The sequence below is a fragment of the Rhizobium sp. N122 genome (assembly GCF_002211295.1).
Classification (GTDB): Bacteria; Pseudomonadota; Alphaproteobacteria; order Rhizobiales; family Rhizobiaceae; genus Rhizobium.
Genome location: NZ_LOKU01000001.1, coordinates 1 through 20,508, shown reverse-complemented (window position 1 = coordinate 20,508; position 20,508 = coordinate 1). Strand labels below are relative to the sequence as shown.

The following is a 20,508-nucleotide window of genomic DNA, read 5'->3' as shown; positions in this document are numbered from 1 at the left end:
CGCCGCGTCGCGCTGCCGGCGATTTCGTGAAAGCTATGTGCTTTGGTCCTTTGTTTTATGCATGTCGTTATCCCGGAGCGCCGCTGCGCATTTCCGGGCGACATGCATCAGAACTTCGCGAGCCAGGCTTTCTCGGTATTCGCAGCCGCGTCCTTGGCCGACTGGCCGCCGTCGAACATCTTCTGAACTTCGACGTTCATGTCGCGCATCAGCTCTTCGGCAACCGGAAGGCCGACGAATTCGTTGGCAGGATAGCCGCTCTGGAAGATTTTGAAAGCTTCGGCGAAGATCGGGTCCGATGCCACGAAGTCCGGTTTGGCATGGACATTGCCGGGGAAGGCATTGGCAATCGACACCAGGCGGCCGTTGACGTCGGGGCTCATCAGATATTCCACCAGTTTCCAGGCTTCTTCCTTATGCTTGCTGCCCTCGCTGATGCCGATGCCCCATGACGCATAGGGCATGCCGCGTTTGCCGGTATAGCCGTCGGTGGCCGGCAAGGCGGAGATGCCGAATTTGAGCTTCGGGTTGCGCTCGCGGATGAGGTTCACATGCGCGAGGGAATCGACCATCATGCCGACGCGGCCGTTGACGAATTCCTCGACCTTGTCCTGCTCCTTCTTGGCGAAAATGCCGGGAGAAATAACGCCTTGCTTGTTGAGGGAAGCCAGATAGTCGAGCGTGCCGACGACGGCGTCATTTTCGAGGTCAGGCTTGCCGTCCTTCATCATCGAGGCACCGGAGGCCCAGACCCAGGACATGACGTCGTTCTGGATACCGCTCGGAGACTGCAGCGATAGTGGCAAAACCCAGCCATACTGATTCTTTGACGCGTCTGTCATCTTCTTGGCGGCGTCGGCGAATTCCGTGCGCGTGGCCGGCAGCTTGTCGACACCAGACGCCTTGGCGATATCGAGATTGACGAAGACGGGATAGACGAAGGATGCCAGCGGGAACATCACGCTCTTGCCGTCGACCTTGACGATATCGGTGATCTGGCTCTTGTCGTATTTCGCCTTCTCCATCAGTTCGTCCATGGAAGCGATCGCGCCCTGCTTGGAGAGGCCGTTGACCCAGGCGCCGTCCAGGCCGACGACGTCGCTCAAGGTCCCGGAGGCGGCGCCGACGACGATCTGGTCACGGGTCGTGGCATAGGGACCGCTGACGAGCGTCACCTTGATGCCGGGATTTGCCGCCTCGAAATCGTTCATGATGCCGCGCAGCGCGCCGGAGGGCATTTCGGGTTCCCACCATTGAATGAATTCGATGGTGGTGTCGGCAAATGCCGAGCTGGCGCAAAGCGCCCATACGGCCACGGCAGCCCGCATCGTCACGCTGAATTTTCTGATATTCATCTGTGCCTCCCATAGATTTTCAGTTGATCGATCCTCCTCAAGACCGTAGGCAAAGTAGGTTCCCGGAGGCACCTGCCTGTCAATGAAGAACTGCGATGTGGGAAAAAAGTGACGCCGGCATGGGTGATGTGCTGAGTGATAACTAATTGATATTAAAATGTATTATTTATCGGAGGCGCTGCGATTTTTTTGCAGCATTTGTGTTGCTTGTGATGCATTTTTTCTTTACTTTCGTAAACAAATGAAAGTTTGCCCAACAAACTGAAAGGCCTCACGACGGTCGCCTTCGTTGCAAAACTCTCGGTTCTGGCCCGAAACGAGCGGCTTTACAGCGGCCCAGTGGAGACGAGGAACTGGCGGATGAAGACGAAAATTTCGTTTTTCGAAAGGCAGTGCCGCCAATGCGATTATCAATTCGATCCAGCGTGATCGCCCCTGTCGGTTAAGGAACTGAATGGCCAAGAAGAGTTATAAATCGATGGACGATTTCGCGGCCGCCTCCGGCGTGTCGCGTCCGACTCTGTCGAAATATTTCGATGATCCCTCGCAGATCAAGGAGGTAACCCGCAAGCGTATCGAGGCGGCTCTCAAGAAGTCGAATTTCGAGCCGAACCTGTTCGCCCGGCATCTCAATCGCAAACGGACCCGGAATATCGGGATCCTGGTCCCGACCATGTCGGATCCCTTTTATGTGCAGGTGGTGTCGCTGATTGAACTGGAGTTGCGCGACAAGGGATTCTGGCCGTTTCAGATCTCGTCGCACACGCGGCCGGAGCTTGAGGCGGAGGCGGTGCGGACCTTGCTGTCGCTGAAGGTTGCAGGCGCGATCGTGGCGCCGCTCGGGGCCGGTTTGCGCCGCTCCGCGCTGGAGAGACTGAAGGACGCCATCCCCGTCGTCTGCTTCGACAATCCGGCCAGCGGCGATCTTCCTTATGTCGGCAACGACAACGCCCAAAGCATGGCAGCCATTGTGCAATATCTCTGCCGATCCGGTGAGCCGCCGATATTCCTGGAAATTCCGCATCTGACGGAAAACGCCGGTGAGCGGCAGGCGAGCTACCGTGCGACGATGGCGAGGGAAGGGCATGCGCCGCTGGTCATCGATTGCGACGCACCGCCGTCCTGGGAGTTCGAGCGCTTGGGATACGAGCAGATGCAGAGAATTCTTGCGCGTGGCGGCCTGCCGGGCAAAACCCTGCTCTGTGCCAACGACCGCTTCGCTTTCGGCGCCATGGCGGCGGCCTTCGCTTCCGGGCTGAAAATCGGTCGTGGCGACGGCTGCGACGTGCGCATCGCCGGGCACGACGACCATCCGCTCAGCCGATATACCTGCCCGTCGCTGACGACGATGGCGCAGAACGCGCCGGAGATCGCGGCAAAGTCCGTGGAGCTTTTGCTGGCTCATATCGAAAGCGAGGACGAGGGTACGACGCCTTCAACGAACAGGGTGATCCTGGAAGCAACACTGGTAATGCGCGACTCGGCTTGAGATCATCGTGGGGCGTGGCTTCACCGCGCCAGTGCAGGGTCCATGGCGCGCCATGCCGTTGCAATGGCTTCAAGCGCCTCCTGCGCCTCGGGAATGGCACGTCTCTTCGAGACGAAGCCATGGATCTGTCCGGGCCAGGTCCGGCTTGTCGCCCGGGCTTCCGAATTGAGCCGCTCGGCAAAAAGCGCGCCTTCGTCGAACAGCACGTCGTGGCCGGCAAGGATCACGAAGGCCGACGCCACGCCGGCGAGCGATGCCGCGCGAAGCGGCGAGGCCCGCCAGTCGGAGCGGCTTGCCGTCACCGGCAGATAGTGATCCCGGAACCATCGCATCGCCGCTGCCGTCAGGCCGAAATTCTCGGCGTACCGCATGTAGCTGTCGCTTGCCTGCAACTGGTCGGTCACCGGATAGATCAGCACCTGGCCGATGACATCAGGCACCTCTCCGTCCCGCGCCAAAAGGGCGATGACGGCGGCGAGATTTCCGCCGGCGCTATCGCCACCAACGACGATTCGTGCCGGATCGATGCCGAGGGCGTCAGCCTGATCCGTCATCCAGATGAGCGTGGCTGCGCAATCTTCGATCGCAGCCGGAAAGGGATGTTCGGGGGCGAGGCGATAGTCGGGTGAGATCACCACGGCGCCAGCCATATTGGCAAGCGTCCGGCAGATGTCCTCATGGGTTTCCGGCGCGCCGATCACAAAGCCGCCGCCATGGAGATAAAGCAAGGCCGGAGCCGCTTGGCCCGGCGCGGTACGGCCGCGCCATATCTTCACCCGGATTGCGCCGGCATGCCTCTCCGACATCTCGGCCACATCCTCGGGCGGCCACTGGATGTCTGCGAAGCCGTCCAGATATTGTTGCCGCGCCAGCGCCGGCGTGCAGTTTTCCACCGGCTCCTGCGGATCGCCAGGCCATGCCAGTGCGCGTCTTGCGGATTCATCCAGCTGCGTCATGCAAGCAGGCTCCTTGCTTCGTCTTCCCGCAATTCGGTTGGCTGGGCGACAGTATTCGGAATGGTCTGGGCGACACCGGTTTCACCTGCTCGCAGGATTGCTTCCATGACATCGAGCACATGCAGCGCGAGATCCCCTGAAGCACGTGGCGTCCGGTCTTCGATGATGGCGCGGGCGAGGTCGGCAAGGCCAAGCATGCGATAATTGGCGCGGTCCGGTGCCGCGATCGGCCAGTTGACGGCACCGAAGAGTGCGCCTGCCGTATCGGTTTCCTCCCAGGGCGCGCCACGGTTGGAGAGCGCGATGCGGCCGCCGAAATTGTCGGGGTCGGGCAGGCGAAGCGATCCTTCGGTGCCATGCAGTTCGATCGGGTGGTTGGAATGGCGAAAGACGTCCCAGGAGGCGCCGAAGGTAACCGTGGCGCCGCAATCAAATTCCAGCAGCGAAAGCACGTTGGTCGGTGTGCCCACTTTAAACGTGGTGCCCTGTTTCGGCCCTTCGGCGGTAATGAGCCGCTCTTCCTGCCCGCTTGTGGCGACGGCCTGCACACGGCGGATCGGCCCCATCAGATTGACCATCATCGTCAGATAATAGGGCCCCATGTCCATCACCGGGCCTGCGCCGGCTTGGTAGTAGAAGCTGGGGTCCGGATGCCAATGCTCCATGCCGCGGCCCATCATGAAGGCGGTTCCCGTCACCGGCCTGCCGATGGCGCCGGCTTCCATCTGCCGGCGGGCATGGCGTCCGGCCGCTCCCAGGAAGGTGTCCGGGGCCGAACCGAGCATGAGACCGTTTTCGGCAGCCGCGCCCACCAGCAGGCGGCCTTCCGCGGCCGTGACGCCGAGCGGCTTTTCGGTGAAGACATGTTTGCCCGCCGACAGCGCCCGCATCGAGACGTCGAAATGCGCGGCCGGAATCGTCAGGTTGAGGATCAGGTCGATATTCCTGTCGTCGATGAGGGCGTCGACCTCGGCTGCTCGCAGATTGAACTCGGCTGCACGGCGCTTGGCGGCGTCTGCGTTGAGATCCGCACAGGCGGTGATTTCGACGCCGCGAAACAGCGGCGCGTTGCGCATATAGGCGAGCGAAATGCTGCCGCATCCGATAACGCCGATCCTGAGTGTCTGTGCCATTGAAGAACCTGACCTTCGTTCCGTGCGCGGAGAGCCGCGGATAAACGTTGAATTCGCGAGCAATAAATTATGTTGACGCACGCTAACATTTTCCCCTACGAAATGACAAGACGTTGGGAAGCGTCGCAATTCAAGCCCTCCGTAGTGCCGCGATGATCGCCTGCGTGGATCTCCTTCGATTTCGGCTGTCACCAACGAATAGGTCAGGACCAAGTTATGAACGATGCTGCGCTGAAGATCGGCTGCCAGACTTTCACCTGGGAAATGCTGGGCAAGAGGTGGAGCGGCGGGCCGGACGATCTGGTGCGCGCCATCGCCGACGGCGGATATGCCGGTCTCGAAATCACCGACACGATGATCGGTCACTACGCGCTTAAGCCTGCCGACTTTGCCCGGACGCTTGCGGAGGCCGGTTTGACGCTGGTTTCCTTTGCCTTCGGCTCCGCCAGCGGTTTCACGGTGACGGAAAAGATCGCCTCCGATCTGGAGACGGCCCGGCGATGGGTGGATTTCGCGGCGAATTTTCCAGGTGCGATGGTCTCGATGGGATCGGCCACGCTCGTTTCGGATGGGCCGCGCGAGGAGAAGTTCGCCATTGCGGCGGAGTGCTATAATCGCGCGACCGAGATCGGACGGTCGGCCGGTGTCGCCGTCGCCGTCCACCCTTCCTCGCACCACAATACGCTGCTCTTCACCAGGGCCGATTATGACCGGCTGTTTGCTCTCCTGGATCCACGCGTGGGTTGGGTGCCGGATACCGGCCACATCCTGCGGGGCGGCCAGGAGATCGGCGACACGCTCTCGGCCTACCGAGACCGTATCCGCTACGTGCATCTGAAGGATGTCGACGCCGGCGGGATCTGGGCGATGCTCGGCGAAGGCGTCTGCGACGTGCCTGCCGTGATTTCGGCCGTTCGGGCGGCGCCGGAATTTACCGGCTGGATCGTGGTGGAGGAAGAGTCGGACCATGCCGGAACCGATCCTGCCGCCGCCGTTCGCAAGAATCGCGAGACGCTTCGACGACTGGGGTTTTAGCCGATCTCGTCCCCTGGCGCCGAGCGCCATAGAGCCGCGGCAAAGCCTCTCCTGGCTCGCTTCTCCCGTGAAGAGAGAGGCTGAAGATCACGCGTAACGGACCTCCACGCCGAGTTTGTCCAGCCGGTGGCGGATGCTGTGCGGCATGTTGCTGTCGGTGATGATCAGGTCGACGCGCGACAGTGAGAAGGCTTTCGAGGAGGCGCCAATGTCGAACTTGCTCGAATCCGCCACCAGCACGACGCGCCGGGCCATGCGAACCAGGTTGCGCTTGGTGCGCGCAATATCCTCGGAGACATCGACGACGTCAAAGGCCTGATCGATCGCATGGGCGCTCACGAAGGCCTGGTGGGCAACGAGCCCGCCGACCGCCTTGTCGGAATCCGAGACGATCGTGCTGACGGTGCTGGGAAATACCCGGCCGCCGATCATGTGGACGTCGAGCCCCGGCCGGTACATCAGATGCTGGGCGATGTTCATCGCCGTCGTCGCCACTACGACGTTGTTGACCAGCGGCATCTGCATGGCCACCTGCAGCAGCGTCGAGCCGCTGTCGAAGACGATCGACTGGTTGTCGATGATCTGCCGCGCTGCCACCTGGGCAATGCGCCGCTTCGCATCGAAATTGCGCTGCATGCGCTCCTCGAAGACTGCGGCCGGCGAGTCGGACGGCAGGGCGATTGCTCCGCCATGCGTTTTGATCAGCTGCTTCTTCGCGTCCATGATTTCGAGATCGGAGCGGATCGTGACTTCCGAAACCGCGAAGAATTCCGCGAGCTGGCGGGTGCGGGCCTGACCTGCCCGTTGAAGTTCCAGCATGATCTGCTGCCGCCTCTGTTCTGCAAGCATGTTCGATCCCGGCTGCGGCGCGCCTCGTTGTGATAAGGCGACTTTTGAAAAACGAAAGACAGCCGCCTGATGCTGCGGCTTATGCTGCATAAGTAGCCTTCAATAGCAAAAAATGCACGTCAAAAATTCTCTTTCCGCGTGAAAACGAAAGAATTCGAAATATTGAACATTTGTTTGTTTTCGAGTTAGGGTTTTCTCAACAAGGCCGCCGGCATTTTCGACGCCGCAATCGCAAAGGAAGCATCGCCATGGGTCTCGGAACCAAAGTCCGCCTCGCACGCCTGTTCTCGAACCCATCGGGGCATTTGTTTGGGGGCGCGGTCGACCATTTTGTCGGTTATGGCAATGTTCGCGAGGGCGGTCTTGCCGATCTGCCGGGCGCGCTCAGACGCGTCATGGCGGGAGGCCCCGACTACATCAGCATCCAGCCCGGCGCGGCGCGCCACCTCTGGTCGGATTATGCCGGTAAGGCAGCCCTCGTCATCCAGGGCGGCTGCTTCACCGCCGACGATCGGATTCGCCAGCTCATTGCGACCCCGGAAGACGCGGTGCGCTATGGTGCGGACGCACTGGCCGTCGCCATTCCGGTGCGCGGCGCCACCGAAGGGGAGTATATCCGCTGGCTGACCGACACGGTCAACGCTGCCGCCCGCTTCGAAATGCCGGTCGTCGCCCATGTCTATCCCCGTGATTTCTCCGACGGCGGCAAGATCGTGTTCACCCCGGATGAAATCGCCTATGCGGTGCGCATCGGTTTCGAAGCCGGCGTCGACGTGATCAAGGTCGGCTACACCGGGGATTTCGAGTCCTTCCGCGAGACGGTCGCCACTTGCCCGATCCCGGTGGTGATTGCCGGCGGTCCGAAGACCGATGCGCTGCTCGGCGCGCTCGTCCAGACATCGGAAGCCTTGCGCGCTGGCGCCAAGGGCGCGGTCGTCGGCCGCAACCTCTGGGGTCACGGCGATACGACCATGGCCGCGCGCGCCTTCAAATTCGTTATTCATAATGGCATGGCGCCGGAGGAGGCGCTGGCGGCGGCCGGCGCTTGAGCCATGTCGCGCCCGCTCCAGGTTCTGGGCTTCGGCGCCCTTGCCATCGATGACATCATTTATGTCGATCGGGGGCTTTCGGCCGGCAAGGGGAAGGTGACGAAACGGGCAACCGACCATGGCGGCAACGTGGCGACGGCCCTGGTCGCCGTCGCCAGGCTCGGCGGCCGCGCCGGCTTCATCGGCTGGCTCGGTGAGGATGCTGCGGCCGATCCGGCCGGGGCCGAGCTCGCGCGCGAGGGCGTCGACATATCCCTGGCGCCGCGCCACGCCGCTGCCGCGCCGATCCGCTCCGTGATCACCGTCGGTCCTGACGGCGACCGGTTCATAGCTTACGACGACGATGTGCTGCATGGCACGTCGGATGCGCTGCCCGACGATGTTCTGATGCAGGCCCCCGTCCTGCTGATCGATGGTTATGCTACATACTCGGAAAGCGTCGTGGCACGGGCGCGGGCGCTCGGCCTTGCCGTGATAGCCGACATCGAATGGACGGTCGGCGCTGCGACGGACCGAATCCTCGCCTTCGCCGACCATCTGGTGCTGCCGCTGGCTTTGGCGAGGGAGTATACCGGCCACACCGATCCGGCGGCGATCCTGGACGCGCTCTGGTCAGCGCAGAGGTCCGCTGTCGTGCTGACCGATAGCGAACGAGGGACCTGCCTCCGCCAGAAAGGCGATCCCACCCGGTGGCACTTGCCGGCCTATCAGGTTCAAGCGGTCGACACGACCGGCGCCGGCGACTGTTTTCACGGTGCCTACGCTCTTGCCCTTGCCGAGAGGAGGAGCCCGCTGGATTGCGTAGCCTATGCCACAGCGGCTGCCGCCATTTCCGTGACCGCGCGCGGAGGGCGCAGGGGCCTGCCGGACAACCGGACGTGCCTGGCATGGATAGCAGGGGCAAATGCACCGACGCCGCGCCCGATCCCGGGATGTCACGATTAGCGCGCAGTTGATAGGTGGCAACCTTGGCAGCCCGAGCGGAGCCCCTCGCTGACCGTAAGGCTTGAAATGGCCATCAACGACTGTCGCATCGGCTCTAAAAATTACGCGCGTAAAAAAATATAAGCGCGCAAATAAATCAAATAAAAATAAGTAATTTCAAAAAGATAATAAGATCTGTGGGTGGCGTATGGCGAAATATCCTCGATTCTTCTGTTGACTTTGAAGCTCAGGCCTGAGCCTTCTTGTCGAAAGGATCGGCGGTGGCGGAGCGCCGATCGAAGACGTGAGCGGACGGATACGGGAGGACGAGACGTGGCCGTGGTTGTACTGGACAAGATCTGCAAGACCTATGGAAACAGCTACCATGCGATCAAGGATCTGAGCCTGACGATCCATGACGGCGAGTTTCTGATTCTGGTCGGTCCGTCCGGATGCGGAAAATCGACCGCGCTCCGCATGATCGCCGGGCTCGAGGAAATCAGCAGCGGAACTCTAAGCATCGGCGGTCAGGACGTCGTCGATCTGGCGCCCAAGGACCGGGATATTGCCATGGTCTTTCAGAGCTATGCGCTCTATCCGCACATGACCGTGTTCGACAACATCGCCTTTTCGATGAAGCTGGCCGGAAAGAACAAGGCCGAGCGAACCAAGCGCGTGCAGGAAATCGCCAAGATCCTGCAGCTGGAAAGCCTGCTCGGCAACAAGCCCGCCCAGCTTTCCGGCGGCCAGCGCCAGCGTGTTGCGATGGGCCGCGCCATGGTCCGGGAGCCCGCGGCATTCCTCATGGACGAGCCGCTCTCCAACCTCGATGCCAAGCTGCGAGTTCAGATGCGCGCCGAAATCGCAAGCCTGCAGCGGCAGTTGGGGGTGACGACGATCTACGTGACGCATGATCAGACAGAAGCCCTGACCATGGGCGATCGCGTCGCGGTGCTGAAGGGCGGCGTGCTCCAGCAGGTGGACACGCCCAAGGCCCTCTATCACCGCCCGGTCAATGCGTTTGTCGCAGGCTTCATCGGCTCGCCGTCGATGAACCTGTTCGAAGGGCGTCTGGAGGGCATGCGGATCCATCTGCCAGGCTTCTCCATCCCCTTGTCCGACGGCGCCTTCGAGCGGGCTCCCGGCCTTTCCGCCTTCGAGGGAAAGGCGCTGATCTTCGGCGTTCGGCCGGAGGACCTCTACGACAGCCGGTTGCCGTCCGGGTCCTCCCATCCGACGATCCCGGTCGTCGTCAAATCGATCGAGGAGCTTGGCTCCGAGTTGATCGTGCATTTGAAGATCGACGCAGTTCGGATCGACTCGGGCGACCCCGACGCCGTCGAAGACCTGAGCGGTGCGGCCAACGCCGTCGCCCGCTTCGAAGCCGTCAGTACGGTCGAGGCAGGCCAATCGATCAATCTGGCAATCGATCCGGCGAAACTTCATTTTTTCCATCCTCAAACGCATGTGGCGCTGTGAAGCGACGACGAAACCGGCGTTCATCTTCAACATCCGACCTAGAGGCCTTATCGATGCCAGCAAAACAGGAACGGCGCCTCCGCATCGGCGTATTGGGGGCCGGCCAGATTGCCCAGGCCGCGCACTTCGAGAGCTGCACGAAGGCTGTGAATGCCGATCTCTATGCGATCTGCGACGTCGCCGCGGATCTCCGCGAACGAATGGCAATCACCCATGGAGCGGAAAAAACCTACGACGACTATGACAAGATGCTGGCCGATCCCGACCTTGATGCGGTGATCATCGCCACCGCCGATACCTTTCACGTCCCGGCCTCGATCCGCGCCCTTCAGGCGGGCAAGCATGTGCTGTGCGAGAAACCGGTCGGTGTCACCGTCGAGGAATGCCTTGAATTGAAGGCTGAAGTCGAGACGTCGGGAAAAGTGTTTCAGGTCGGGCATATGAAGCGTTTCGACGCCGGGCTTCAGGCGGCGAAATCCTTCATCCGCGACGAGATGGGCGAGATGGTTGCGCTGAAGGCATGGTATTGCGACAGCACCCACCGCTATCCGATGACCGATGCGGTCCAGCCGCTGATCGTTGCCAGCGCCAATGCGCGAAAACCCGCCGCCAATCCGAAAGCCGACCTGCGCCGCTATTACATGCTGGCGCATGGTTGCCACCTGATCGACACGGCGCGTTATTTTGCCGGCGACATTGTTGCCGTCACCGCGCGTCTGAGTGAGCGGGCCGGCATCTGGTGCTGGTTCGTCGATGTGGAGTTTGCCTCCGGCACGCTCGGCCACCTCGATCTCACCGTCCAGGTGCGCATGGACTGGCACGAGGGTTTCCAGATCTACGGCAAGAACGGCAGCATTTTGGGAAAGACCTATAACCCCTGGTACTACAAAACCAGCGAAGTCGACATTTTCCGGGAAGCCGACGGCGCGACCCATCGCGTTCTCGGCGCCGACGGTCATTTTTATCGCCGTCAGGTCGAAGGCTTCGCCCGCACCATTCTCGATGGCGCAGTGATGGAAGGCGCCGACATCAATGACGGCCTGGCCTCCGTCCGCGCCATGGTCGCTGTCGCGCGATCGGCCGAAAGCGGCAAGGCGGTGGCGCTGGCCGATGTCACGGGTGGCGTTTGATGAAACTCGGCATTTTCGCAAAGAGCTTCGAGGGAACCGACCCGTCGACCGTCCTCAACTCCGTCGCCCGGGCTGGGTTTGCCGCAGCACAATACAATATGGCCTGCTCGGGCCTGCCGCCGATGCCAGAGATGATTGCCGAGGTTGAGGCGCGCGCGGTCACCGAGGCGGCGCGCATGAGCGGCGTCGAGATCGTCGCCGTTTCCGGCACCTACAACATGATCCATCCCGATCCCGCCCTGCGCCAGGCTGGCCTTCGCAACCTGGCGACGCTGGCCGCGCGCTGCGCCGGCATGTCGACCGCCCTGATCACGCTCTGCACCGGCACACGCGACCCCATCGACCAGTGGAAAGCGCATGCCGACAACGACACGCCGGCAGCCTGGCGCGATCTTCTCGAAGCCATGGGGGCGGCCATCGAGATCGCCGAGCGATACAATGTGGATCTCGGCATCGAGCCGGAGCTTGCCAATGTCGTCAACTCGGCGGAGAAAGCCCATCGGCTGATCGCGGCGCTGAAGAGCCCCCGCGTCAAGATCGTGCTCGATCCGGCCAATCTTTTCGAGGTCGCGACGCTGGATGAGCAGCGGCGCATCGTCTCTTCGGCCGTCGATCTTCTCGCCGATCGGATCGTCATGGCGCATGCGAAAGACCGCAATCCCGACGGCAGTTTCGCGACCGCGGGCAAGGGCGTCCTCGACTACACGCATTATCTCGGCCGTCTCAAGGCAATCGGCTTTGGCGGCAGTCTCGTCACCCATGGTCTTTCAGCCTCGGAGGCGGCCGGTGTGGCGGCCTTTCTGAAAAAGACCCTCGATGGCGAAGGCGCGGGGAAAGGACGATGAGACAGGCCGAACCGTTCGAAACCAGCGACGGGACCATTCTCAACGTCGATATGGCGGGCGAGGGCGCGCCGGCAATATTCCAGCACGGCCTATGCGGAGATGCGGCGCAGACGGATGAAGTCTTTCCGCGCGAAAGCGGATATCGCCGGGTTACGGTCGAAGCCCGCGGCCACGGGCGTTCGGGGACCGGCAATCCCGAGCAATTGTCGATTTGGTCCTTCTGCGATGATATTGCCGCTTACATCGAGAAGAACCTTAGAGGGCCGGTCGTGATCGGCGGTATTTCGATGGGGGCCGCGATCGCCTTGCGTCTCGCCGTCAAAAGGCCCGATCTCGTCAAGGCTCTGATCCTGGCAAGGCCGGCCTGGCTGACAACATCGGCACCGGACAATATGGCGCCGAATGCCGAAGTCGGGCGACTGCTGAAAACGCTGCCCCCGGATGAGGCAAAGCAGGCATTTCTTGCCGGGCCCGTCGGCGTGCGGCTCGCCGCCGAGGCGCCGGACAATCTCGCCTCGCTTGCCGGGTTTTTCTCCCGCGCGCCTCTCGATGTGACCGCCGAACTGCTGACCAGGATCTCAAACGACGGCCCTGATGTGACCGACGCGGAGATCGGCAATCTCGCTCTGCCGACGCTCGTCATCGGCCATGATCGCGACAGCATCCATCCTCTCAGGCATGCGCGTGCGCTTGCCGCGCGGATTGCCGGCGCGCGTTTCGTGCAGATCACGCCGAAAACGGAGAGCCGTCCGCAATATGTCGCCGACTTTCGGCTTGCCGTCGGCAATTTTCTGAAGGAGCTCTGAAAGAATGCCTACCCCCTCAAAGACCTGGATCGCCGATCTGCCGAAGGATCGATTGATTGCCGAGTTCTCCGTCTGGTCGGCCGATCTCATGCGTCTCGCCGATGATCTCGCACGTGTCGATCCTCACGTCGACATCCTCCACATCGATGTCGCCGATGGCCATTTTGCGCCGGCGATGTTGTTTTTCCCCGATCTTGTCGCCGGTGTGCGCAAAGCCTCCACGCGCCCGATCCATGTTCACCTGATGGTCGCCGACAGCATTCTCCTGTCGCAGATCGAGCAGTTCGCCGATGCCGGCAGCGACCTGATCAGTCTTCATGTCGAAAACGAAAGCGTCGCCGACCAGGCTCTCGATCTTCTCGATCGTCGCGGTGTCGCAGCCGGCATGGTCCTCAAGGTCGATACCCCCGTCGAGCGCATCGAGACATACGCTTCCCGGCTGCGTTTTGTGACGCTGCTCGGCACCGCGATCGGCGTCAAAGGCCAGGGCCTCGACCAGAAGGCCGGCGCCCGGCTTCAACAGGCAAAGCAGATCATCGCCGGTTGCGGTGCGGCCGATCGGATCGTGCTCGCCGCCGATGGCGGCATTCGCGAGCACACTGTGCCGCTGCTGCGCCAGTCCGGTGCGGAAACGGTCGTTCTCGGTTCCCTGGCTTTCAATGCGCCGTCGCTCGATGAGCGGATGGCATGGATGCGCGCACTCTAACCGGTGGTCTTCACATGCAACAGGTTGCCATTGGCATAGACCTCGGCGGAACGCAGGTGCGCGCCGCCCTTGTCGACGAGCAAGGCAGGATCCTGACGCGATTGGCCGAACCAACGGCTGCGCTGGCCGGCCCCGACCGGGTGCTCGCCCAGATTTGCGGCCTCGCCGATCGGCTGCTTGCAGCATCGAAGACTGCCTCGGTGGTGGGTGTCGGCGTATCCGCCCCAGGCCCGCTCGATACGGTCAGCGGCGTTGCGACCGATATCCCGACGCTTGCCGGCTTCGTCGATTTCCCGCTGAAGGCGGAGCTGCAGAAGCGGTTTCCCTTTCCAGTCGATCTCGAAAACGACGCCATTGCCGCGGCGATCGGCGAATGGCAGTTCGGTATCGGCAAGGGGTTTGATAACCTCGTCTATGTCACGGTCAGCACCGGGATCGGCGGCGGCGTTATCTCGGACGGCCGCGTGGTGCGCGGCCGCAAGGGCATGGCGGCCCATGTCGGCCACATGTCGGTGGTGCCGAACGGAGACCTCTGCCCTTGCGGCAACAGGGGCTGTTTCGAAGCCTATGGATCCGGACCGGCTTTTGCGCGGCGCGCGCAAATGCGGGCGATGGAAAGCCGCGAGACGACGTTAGGCAGCGACGGCAGTGTTATCGACAGCCGCAGCGTTTTCGCGGCGGCCAGAAATGGCGACCGGCTCGCCCATCAACTGATCGACGAGGAAGCCGAAATTCTCGGGCGCGGCTTCACCAGCCTGATCCATATCTTCAGCCCCGATATCATCGTCATGGGGGGAGGGCTCTCCCACGAGTTCGACCGGCTGCAACCGGGCATTCAAGCCTATATCAGCCAATGGGCAATGCCGGCGTTCAAGGACGTCAGGGTGATGCTGGCGGCATTGGATCAGAACTCGGGTCTTGTCGGCGCAGCGGCTCTGGCGTTCCTGGCGGGCAAGGTCGCTTCGATCGATCATCTCTAGATCATTCCGATCCCGCCCGCATCGACAGATTGTACTGTCAGGGCGGCGGCGCCGTACTTTCCCTCAAAATCAGTTCGACCGGCCACAATTCGTGGATCTCGTCCACGGCGCGCCCCGCGATAAGCTGCAGCGTCAGCTCGGCACAGCGCGTGCCTGCGGCACGCATTGAGGATCGCGTTGTCGAGAGTGACGGCACCATATTTTCGGCCGTCAGATAAGGGAAGACGTCGTCATGGGCGATGACGGAAACATCCCGCCCGACCGTCATTCCAAGCGAGCGGACGGCGCGGTAGACGCCGAGCGCCGTCATCGTGGAGCCGGCGACGATGGCGGTTGGCGCATTCGCTCTCTCAAGAAAGGAGCGGGCATGACGAAAACCGCTCTCGTCGGAGAATTTATCGCAGACCATCATGTTGGGATCGGCGCTGAGCCCACGCTCCTGATGGGCGATGCGAAAACCCTGCTCGCGATGGATCGAATAGGTCTTGCCCCTGAGGCCGTTGATCATGGCGATGCGACGGTGCCCGAGGTCGAGCAGGTGTTCGGTGGACCTGCGCACCGCATTTTCATTATCGATATCGAGCCAGGCATGAACGTGCTCCGTCTCCGACCGGCCGTGGACCAGGAACGGCAGGCCCAGGCCGCTTAGCAGCTCGATCCGCGGGTCCTTGGGACGAGGCGAATGAATGATCACCGCATCCACGCGGCGGCTTTCGACCAGGCGTCGGTAGGCCTGCATCTCGTCGTCGTCATTGTGCGCGGTGATCGGCGTGATGAGAATATCCGTGTCGGCGGTTTCCAGGCGCTGCGCCATGCCCGACATGAATTCAGCGAAATGGATTTCTCCCGACCGCGCCATCATGACGCCGATCGCTCCGGCTCTTCCGGTCTTCAGCCGCACGGCATTGATATCGGGGCGATAGCCAAGCCGCATTGCTTCGCTTGCAACCCGGGCACGCGTGGCTTCACTCACCTCTGGGTAGCCGCTGAGGGCACGACTGACCGTTGTCGGAGAAAGCCCAAGCTGCTTTGCAAATTCACGAAGTTTCATCGGATGTCTTCTTTGTCCAGGCAATCAATGGACGATGCGTCGGCGATGTGCAACGGGCGCGTAACCAATCAGATGATAATTTAAATCGATTTCAAATATACCCGACTGGAGCGCAGGCTGCGGAGCATTAAAATTTTCTTATAAGCTGTATACGGCATCAAAATTCCCGATAAGCACAACTTTTAGGCGCTCATTTGGCGGCTTGACGCCATCCGTACCTTCTGCAATGTTCTGACGGCCAAATCGATTTCAATTTCTGGGAGGAGATCATGAAACAGTTTGCATTAGGCTTGTCGGCGCTCGGCGTCGCCATCGCAGTCGCCGGTCCGATCCGTGCCGCTGAAATTTCATTTGCCGCCAACACCACGGGCAAAAACGTCGAATTCCTCAACAAGCAACTGGCGATTTTCGAGCAGGAGACCGGCAATCAGGTCAAGCTCGTCACCATGCCCTCATCGAGCAGCGAGCAGTTCTCCCAATATCGCCTGTGGCTCGCCGCCGGAAACAAGGACATCGACGTTTATCAGACCGACGTCATCTGGGCGCCGCAGCTTGCCGACCAGTTCATCGATCTGAAGGAGGCCACCAAGGACGTAGCCGGCCAGTTCTTCCCGTCGATCATCGCCTCGCAGACCGTCAATGGCCGGCTCGTGGCGCTGCCGCTGTTTACCGACGCTCCGGCGTTGTTTTACCGGAAGGACCTGCTCGAAAAATATGGCAAGCAGCCGCCGAAAACCTGGGACGAGATGGCCGCAACCGCCAAGGAAGTTCAGGATAAGGAACGCCAGGCCGGACAGAAGGACCTCTGGGGCTACGTGTTCCAGGGCAACTCCTATGAGGGCCTGACCTGCAACGCGCTGGAATGGGTCAAGTCTTCGGGCGGCGGCCAGATCGTCGAGCCGGACGGGACGATCTCGATCAACAACGACAAGGCGGCGGCTGCGCTCGAACGCGCCAAGGGCTGGATCGGCACCATCTCACCGCCTGGCGTGCTCGCATATCAGGAAGAAGAATCGCGCGGCGTCTGGCAGACCGGCAACGCCGTCTTCATGCGCAACTGGCCCTATGCCTATTCCCTCGGCAACGGTGCCGACAGCGCCGTGAAGGGCAAGTTTGATGTCATGACGCTGCCGGTTGCCGCAGCCGGCGACAAGCCGTCCTCAACGCTCGGCGGCTGGAATCTGGCGGTTTCAAAATATTCTGAAAAGCAGGACGCAGCCATCGCGCTAATAAAATTCCTGGCGTCGAAGGACGTCCAAAAGGCGCGTGCCATCGAGCTGTCCAACTTGCCCACACTCACCGACCTCTATGACGACAAGGATGTTGCCGCCGCGCAGCCCTTCATGCCGAATTGGAAACCCATCTTCCAGGATGCCGTGCCGCGCCCTTCGGCGACCGCCAAGGTAAAGTACAACGAAGTGTCTTCGAAGTTCTGGACCGCGGTGCACAACACGCTGTCCGGCAGCGGCTCAGCTGCCGAGAACCTCGAGCTTCTCGAAGCCGACCTCACGACGCTCAAGGGCGACGCCTGGTAAGATTCCGGCCGGCGGCTGTGAAGCCGCCGGCCCGGTTTCGGACGAGCGAACGGGGAGAGGCGTTTCATGACTGAAATCGTAGTTTCGCAAGCAGTTGAACCAAGGATTTCCAAGCTGAGAGCCTCCACGGAGCTGCGATCCGAGCGTGTTCGGTCCGCCTGGATGTTTCTGGCGCCGACGCTGTTGATCCTGGCGATCGTCGCCGGATGGCCGTTGTTCAGAACGATCTATTTCAGCTTTACGAATGCGTCGCTCAACGACCTCGGCAATGCGCAGTTCGTCGGCTTTTCCAATTATCTGTCGTGGGTGACGCTGAAGAGCGGAAAGACCGTCTATCGTGGGCTGCTTGCCGATCCGGTCTGGTGGAAAGCCGTTTGGAACACTGCCAAATTCACCGTCCTTTCGGTCGTGATCGAGACCGTGCTCGGATTGATCGTCGCTTTGGTGCTGAACGCCCGGTTCGTCGGGCGCGGGATCGTACGGGCCGCAATCCTCATTCCCTGGGCGATCCCGACGATCGTGTCGGCCAAAATGTGGGCTTGGATGCTCAATGACCAGTTCGGCATTCTGAACGACATCCTGCTCGGTTTCGGCCTTATCGGCGAGAAGATCGCCTGGACCGCCAATCCGGAGACGGCGATGATCGCCGTGCTGATCGTCGACGTCTGGAAGACGACGCCCTTCATGGCGCTTCTGATCCTTGCCGGCCTGCAAATGGTTCCTGGCGACATCTATGAAGCTGCCAAGATCGACGGCGTCAATCCGGTCAAGGTTTTCTGGCGTTTGACGCTGCCGTTGATCAGGCCGGCCATCATGGTTGCGGTGATCTTCCGGATGCTCGACGCGATGCGCATCTTCGATCTGATCTATGTGCTGACACCCAACAATGCACAGACGAAGACCATGTCAGTGATGGCGCGCGAGAACCTGTTCGACTTCGACAAGTTCGCCTACGGCGCGACCGCCTCGACGGTGCTTTTCCTGATCATTGCCTCCGTCACCATCCTTTATATCTGGCTCGGCCGCGTCAGGCTCGGCGGGGAGGAAGGCTGATGCTGCTGTCGATCACCAAGAATACGCTCTTCTACCTGCTCGTCACGATCATCGTCGTCATTGCGGTCTTTCCGTTCTACTATGCGATCCTCACGAGCCTGAAGACCGGCACAGCCCTTTTCCAAGTCGATTATTGGCCGACCTCGATCTCGTTCGGCAACTATACCTCCGTGATGGGGCAGGGCGGGTTCGTCCGCAGTCTTGCGAATTCCGCGATGATTGCCTGTGTCGTGGTTTCGGCGTCGCTATTGCTTTCGATCACCGCTTCCTTCGCCTTGGCACGGGTGCACTTCCGCGGGCGGGCGCTGTTGATGTTGACCATCCTCTCGGTGTCGATGTTTCCGCAGATTGCGGTTCTGGCCGGACTCTTCGAGCTCATTCGCTGGATCGGCATCTTCAACACGCCCTTCGCGCTGATCTTTTCCTACATGATCTTCACGCTGCCGTTCACCGTCTGGGTGCTGACGACCTTCATGCGCGAGTTGCCGATCGAGATCGAGGAGGCGGCGATCGTCGATGGGGCCTCACCGTGGGTCATCGTCACACAGGTGTTCATGCCGCTGATGTGGCCGGCGCTGGTGACGACAGGACTGCTCGCCTTCATCACCGCGTGGAACGAGTTCCTTTTTGCGCTGACGTTCACGTCGTCGGATACGCAGAGAACCGTCCCGGTCGCCATCGCCCTGCTTTCGGGCAACAGCGAGTTCGAGATCCCCTGGGGCAACATCATGGCGGCTTCGGTGATCGTCACCGTGCCGGTGGTCGTGCTCGTTTTGATATTCCAGCGCCGGATCATTTCGGGGCTGACCGCCGGCGGCGTCAAGGGTTGAGGGAGTAGGGATGGCAGAGATCCGACTGGAGAATATCCGCAAGAGCTTCGGCGCCTTCGAGGTGATCAAGGGCGTGACAATGGACATCCGCCGCGGCGAGTTCATGGTGTTCGTTGGACCGTCGGGATGCGGCAAGTCCACGCTGCTCCGGCTTATCTCCGGCCTCGAGGACATCACCTCAGGGACGCTTTCCTTCGACAGCCAGATGGTAAACCAGCACGCGCCGTCGAAGAGAGGGATCGCCATGGTGTTCCAGTCCTACGCGCTCTATCCGCATATGACGGTTTTCGACAACATGGCTTTCGGCATGAAACTGTCAGGACGCACCAAGGACGAATGCCGCAAGCGGGTTGAACAGGCGGCCGGCATGTTGCAGCTCTCATCATACCTGGAGCGCCTGCCGCGACAGCTTTCCGGCGGACAGCGTCAGCGCGTCGCAATCGGTCGGGCAATCGTCCGCGATCCCAAGGTCTTTCTCTTCGACGAGCCGCTATCCAATCTCGATGCGGCGCTGCGCGTGGCGACGAGGCTGGAAATCGCCAAGCTTCATCGCAGCATGAACGATACGACGATGATCTATGTGACGCATGATCAGGTCGAGGCCATGACGCTGGCAGACCGGATTTGCGTGTTGCGGGACGGCGTCGTCGAGCAGATCGGTACGCCGCTGGAACTTTACGAAAGCCCCAATTCGGTCTTCGTTGCCGGCTTCATCGGTTCGCCGAAAATGAACTTTCTGTCGGGCGAACTGGCAGAGCCCTACGGCAGCCATACGATCGGCGTGCGCGCGGAGCATGTTCGCATCGCGCCCGAGTCGCCGGTTTGGAGCGGCACGGTCGTCCATTCGGAAATCCTCGGCTCCGATAGCTTCGTCTACGTGGATATCGGGACGGACGAGCCGCTCATCGTGCGGGAGTCCGGTGTCTCCCGTCACGAGCCGGGCCAGACGCTTGGCCTTGCCCCGCTTGCCGGCCACGTCCACCGTTTCGACCATTCGGGCCGTGCGCTCGAGCGACAATCGATGCAGGCTGCCTGATCTTCCCAGGATCGATGCTCCTCCCAAGGCTCGATCCGTTTTTATGACAAGGAGAGAATGACATGACCATTCGCACCATCGTGTGGGGTGAAAACATTCATGAGAATACCAATGCAATCGTCCGCGGTATCTATCCCGAGGGCATGCATACGACGATCGCCAATGCGCTGAATAGCGACCCCGCCATCTCGGCAACGACCGCGACGCTGCAGGAGCCGGAGCATGGGCTCAGCGAAGCCCGGCTTGCCGAAACCGATGTGCTGACCT

19 protein-coding genes and 1 pseudogene are annotated in these 20,508 nt (G+C 61.3%); 15 read left to right on the top strand and 5 right to left on the bottom strand.

Translation table 11 applies throughout. The features are described 5' to 3' along the window. Positions 1-107 precede the first annotated feature (107 nt). Positions 108-1,355, bottom strand: coding sequence for a sugar ABC transporter substrate-binding protein (locus ATY75_RS00105; RefSeq protein ID WP_064844137.1), 1,248 nt, complete (start codon positions 1,353-1,355; stop codon positions 108-110). Between the two features lie 454 nt (positions 1,356-1,809). Between ATY75_RS00105 and ATY75_RS00100 the strand changes: the two genes are divergently transcribed. Next, positions 1,810-2,844, top strand: a complete 1,035-nt coding sequence (locus ATY75_RS00100) for a LacI family DNA-binding transcriptional regulator (protein ID WP_088935959.1) — start codon at positions 1,810-1,812, stop codon at positions 2,842-2,844. 20 nt (positions 2,845-2,864) lie between these two features. Here the strand turns inward: ATY75_RS00100 and ATY75_RS00095 are convergent, their stop codons facing one another. Together ATY75_RS00095 and ATY75_RS00090 are read right to left on the bottom strand one after the other, a co-directional pair. Next, the gene (locus ATY75_RS00095) at positions 2,865-3,800 is read right to left on the bottom strand and encodes an alpha/beta hydrolase (protein ID WP_088935958.1); all 936 of its coding nucleotides are present in this window, start codon (positions 3,798-3,800) and stop codon (positions 2,865-2,867) included. After that, positions 3,797-4,933, bottom strand: coding sequence for a Gfo/Idh/MocA family oxidoreductase (locus tag ATY75_RS00090; RefSeq protein ID WP_088935957.1), 1,137 nt, complete (start codon positions 4,931-4,933; stop codon positions 3,797-3,799). Before ATY75_RS00090 ends, ATY75_RS00095 begins: the two co-directional genes overlap by 4 nt. Positions 4,934-5,149: 216 nt before the next feature. On the opposite strand from ATY75_RS00090, the gene ATY75_RS00085 reads away from it, so the two are divergent. After that, positions 5,150-5,968 (top strand): sugar phosphate isomerase/epimerase, encoded by an 819-nt coding sequence (locus ATY75_RS00085; protein ID WP_088935956.1) that lies wholly within the window; start codon positions 5,150-5,152, stop codon positions 5,966-5,968. An 87-nt stretch (positions 5,969-6,055) separates the two neighbouring features. Here ATY75_RS00085 and ATY75_RS00080 read toward each other — a convergent pair whose 3' ends face one another. Then, positions 6,056-6,817: a DeoR/GlpR family DNA-binding transcription regulator gene (locus tag ATY75_RS00080; RefSeq protein ID WP_088936225.1), complete on the bottom strand. Its 762-nt coding sequence runs from the start codon at positions 6,815-6,817 to the stop codon at positions 6,056-6,058. Between the two features lie 248 nt (positions 6,818-7,065). Here ATY75_RS00080 and ATY75_RS00070 point away from each other — a divergent pair, with 248 nt between their 5' ends. From ATY75_RS00070 to ATY75_RS00035, 8 genes are all read left to right on the top strand, one after another. Then, positions 7,066-7,866: a class I fructose-bisphosphate aldolase gene (locus ATY75_RS00070; protein WP_088935954.1), complete on the top strand. Its 801-nt coding sequence runs from the start codon at positions 7,066-7,068 to the stop codon at positions 7,864-7,866. A 3-nt stretch (positions 7,867-7,869) separates the two neighbouring features. Next, the gene (locus ATY75_RS00065) at positions 7,870-8,811 is read left to right on the top strand and encodes a PfkB family carbohydrate kinase (protein ID WP_088935953.1); all 942 of its coding nucleotides are present in this window, start codon (positions 7,870-7,872) and stop codon (positions 8,809-8,811) included. A gap of 312 nt (positions 8,812-9,123) precedes the next feature. Further along, a complete protein-coding gene (ugpC, locus tag ATY75_RS00060) occupies positions 9,124-10,269 on the top strand; it encodes a sn-glycerol-3-phosphate ABC transporter ATP-binding protein UgpC (RefSeq protein WP_088935952.1) in 1,146 nt (381 codons plus the stop codon). A gap of 53 nt (positions 10,270-10,322) precedes the next feature. Beyond that, positions 10,323-11,399, top strand: a complete 1,077-nt coding sequence (locus ATY75_RS00055; protein WP_088935951.1) for a Gfo/Idh/MocA family oxidoreductase — start codon at positions 10,323-10,325, stop codon at positions 11,397-11,399. Then, on the top strand, positions 11,399-12,244 hold the full coding sequence (locus ATY75_RS00050; RefSeq protein WP_088935950.1) for a sugar phosphate isomerase/epimerase: 846 nt from the start codon (positions 11,399-11,401) through the stop codon (positions 12,242-12,244). Before ATY75_RS00055 ends, ATY75_RS00050 begins: the two co-directional genes overlap by 1 nt. Beyond that, positions 12,241-13,050: an alpha/beta hydrolase gene (locus tag ATY75_RS00045; protein WP_088935949.1), complete on the top strand. Its 810-nt coding sequence runs from the start codon at positions 12,241-12,243 to the stop codon at positions 13,048-13,050. Before ATY75_RS00050 ends, ATY75_RS00045 begins: the two co-directional genes overlap by 4 nt. Positions 13,051-13,054: 4 nt before the next feature. Continuing rightward, on the top strand, positions 13,055-13,756 hold the full coding sequence (locus ATY75_RS00040) for a ribulose-phosphate 3-epimerase (RefSeq protein ID WP_064844108.1): 702 nt from the start codon (positions 13,055-13,057) through the stop codon (positions 13,754-13,756). A gap of 14 nt (positions 13,757-13,770) precedes the next feature. After that, positions 13,771-14,736 (top strand): ROK family protein, encoded by a 966-nt coding sequence (locus tag ATY75_RS00035; RefSeq protein ID WP_088935948.1) that lies wholly within the window; start codon positions 13,771-13,773, stop codon positions 14,734-14,736. Between the two features lie 37 nt (positions 14,737-14,773). Here ATY75_RS00035 and ATY75_RS00030 read toward each other — a convergent pair whose 3' ends face one another. Continuing rightward, on the bottom strand, positions 14,774-15,787 hold the full coding sequence (locus ATY75_RS00030) for a substrate-binding domain-containing protein (RefSeq protein WP_088935947.1): 1,014 nt from the start codon (positions 15,785-15,787) through the stop codon (positions 14,774-14,776). 269 nt (positions 15,788-16,056) lie between these two features. Between ATY75_RS00030 and ATY75_RS00025 the strand changes: the two genes are divergently transcribed. The 5 genes and pseudogenes from ATY75_RS00025 to ATY75_RS00005 all read left to right on the top strand — a co-directional run. Beyond that, positions 16,057-17,322 (top strand): ABC transporter substrate-binding protein, encoded by a 1,266-nt coding sequence (locus tag ATY75_RS00025; protein ID WP_088935946.1) that lies wholly within the window; start codon positions 16,057-16,059, stop codon positions 17,320-17,322. A gap of 66 nt (positions 17,323-17,388) precedes the next feature. Next, positions 17,389-18,375: a sugar ABC transporter permease gene (locus tag ATY75_RS00020; RefSeq protein ID WP_088935945.1), complete on the top strand. Its 987-nt coding sequence runs from the start codon at positions 17,389-17,391 to the stop codon at positions 18,373-18,375. Then, positions 18,375-19,205, top strand: coding sequence for a carbohydrate ABC transporter permease (locus ATY75_RS00015; RefSeq protein ID WP_088935944.1), 831 nt, complete (start codon positions 18,375-18,377; stop codon positions 19,203-19,205). Before ATY75_RS00020 ends, ATY75_RS00015 begins: the two co-directional genes overlap by 1 nt. A gap of 10 nt (positions 19,206-19,215) precedes the next feature. Next, the gene (locus tag ATY75_RS00010; protein ID WP_088935943.1) at positions 19,216-20,241 is read left to right on the top strand and encodes an ATP-binding cassette domain-containing protein; all 1,026 of its coding nucleotides are present in this window, start codon (positions 19,216-19,218) and stop codon (positions 20,239-20,241) included. Positions 20,242-20,303: 62 nt separating this feature from the next. Next, a pseudogene (locus ATY75_RS00005) lies at positions 20,304-20,508 on the top strand (trehalose utilization protein ThuA); the annotation flags it as partial.

What these genes read in the sequence shown, in the direction of transcription:
- ATY75_RS00040 (WP_064844108.1), top strand. Translation starts at nt 13,055, where the DNA reads ATGCCTACCCCCTCAAAGACCTGGATCGCCGATCTGCCGAAGGATCGA.
- ATY75_RS00010 (WP_088935943.1), top strand. Translation starts at nt 19,216, where the DNA reads ATGGCAGAGATCCGACTGGAGAATATCCGCAAGAGCTTCGGCGCCTTC.
- ATY75_RS00100 (WP_088935959.1), top strand. Translation starts at nt 1,810, where the DNA reads ATGGCCAAGAAGAGTTATAAATCGATGGACGATTTCGCGGCCGCCTCC.
- ATY75_RS00090 (WP_088935957.1), bottom strand. Translation starts at nt 4,933, where the DNA reads ATGGCACAGACACTCAGGATCGGCGTTATCGGATGCGGCAGCATTTCG.
- ATY75_RS00080 (WP_088936225.1), bottom strand. Translation starts at nt 6,817, where the DNA reads ATGCTTGCAGAACAGAGGCGGCAGCAGATCATGCTGGAACTTCAACGG.
- ATY75_RS00095 (WP_088935958.1), bottom strand. Translation starts at nt 3,800, where the DNA reads ATGACGCAGCTGGATGAATCCGCAAGACGCGCACTGGCATGGCCTGGC.
- ATY75_RS00045 (WP_088935949.1), top strand. Translation starts at nt 12,241, where the DNA reads ATGAGACAGGCCGAACCGTTCGAAACCAGCGACGGGACCATTCTCAAC.
- ATY75_RS00050 (WP_088935950.1), top strand. Translation starts at nt 11,399, where the DNA reads ATGAAACTCGGCATTTTCGCAAAGAGCTTCGAGGGAACCGACCCGTCG.
- ATY75_RS00015 (WP_088935944.1), top strand. Translation starts at nt 18,375, where the DNA reads ATGCTGCTGTCGATCACCAAGAATACGCTCTTCTACCTGCTCGTCACG.
- ATY75_RS00055 (WP_088935951.1), top strand. Translation starts at nt 10,323, where the DNA reads ATGCCAGCAAAACAGGAACGGCGCCTCCGCATCGGCGTATTGGGGGCC.
- ATY75_RS00070 (WP_088935954.1), top strand. Translation starts at nt 7,066, where the DNA reads ATGGGTCTCGGAACCAAAGTCCGCCTCGCACGCCTGTTCTCGAACCCA.
- ATY75_RS00020 (WP_088935945.1), top strand. Translation starts at nt 17,389, where the DNA reads ATGACTGAAATCGTAGTTTCGCAAGCAGTTGAACCAAGGATTTCCAAG.
- ATY75_RS00105 (WP_064844137.1), bottom strand. Translation starts at nt 1,355, where the DNA reads ATGAATATCAGAAAATTCAGCGTGACGATGCGGGCTGCCGTGGCCGTA.
- ATY75_RS00025 (WP_088935946.1), top strand. Translation starts at nt 16,057, where the DNA reads ATGAAACAGTTTGCATTAGGCTTGTCGGCGCTCGGCGTCGCCATCGCA.
- ATY75_RS00085 (WP_088935956.1), top strand. Translation starts at nt 5,150, where the DNA reads ATGAACGATGCTGCGCTGAAGATCGGCTGCCAGACTTTCACCTGGGAA.
- ATY75_RS00035 (WP_088935948.1), top strand. Translation starts at nt 13,771, where the DNA reads ATGCAACAGGTTGCCATTGGCATAGACCTCGGCGGAACGCAGGTGCGC.
- ATY75_RS00065 (WP_088935953.1), top strand. Translation starts at nt 7,870, where the DNA reads ATGTCGCGCCCGCTCCAGGTTCTGGGCTTCGGCGCCCTTGCCATCGAT.
- ATY75_RS00030 (WP_088935947.1), bottom strand. Translation starts at nt 15,787, where the DNA reads ATGAAACTTCGTGAATTTGCAAAGCAGCTTGGGCTTTCTCCGACAACG.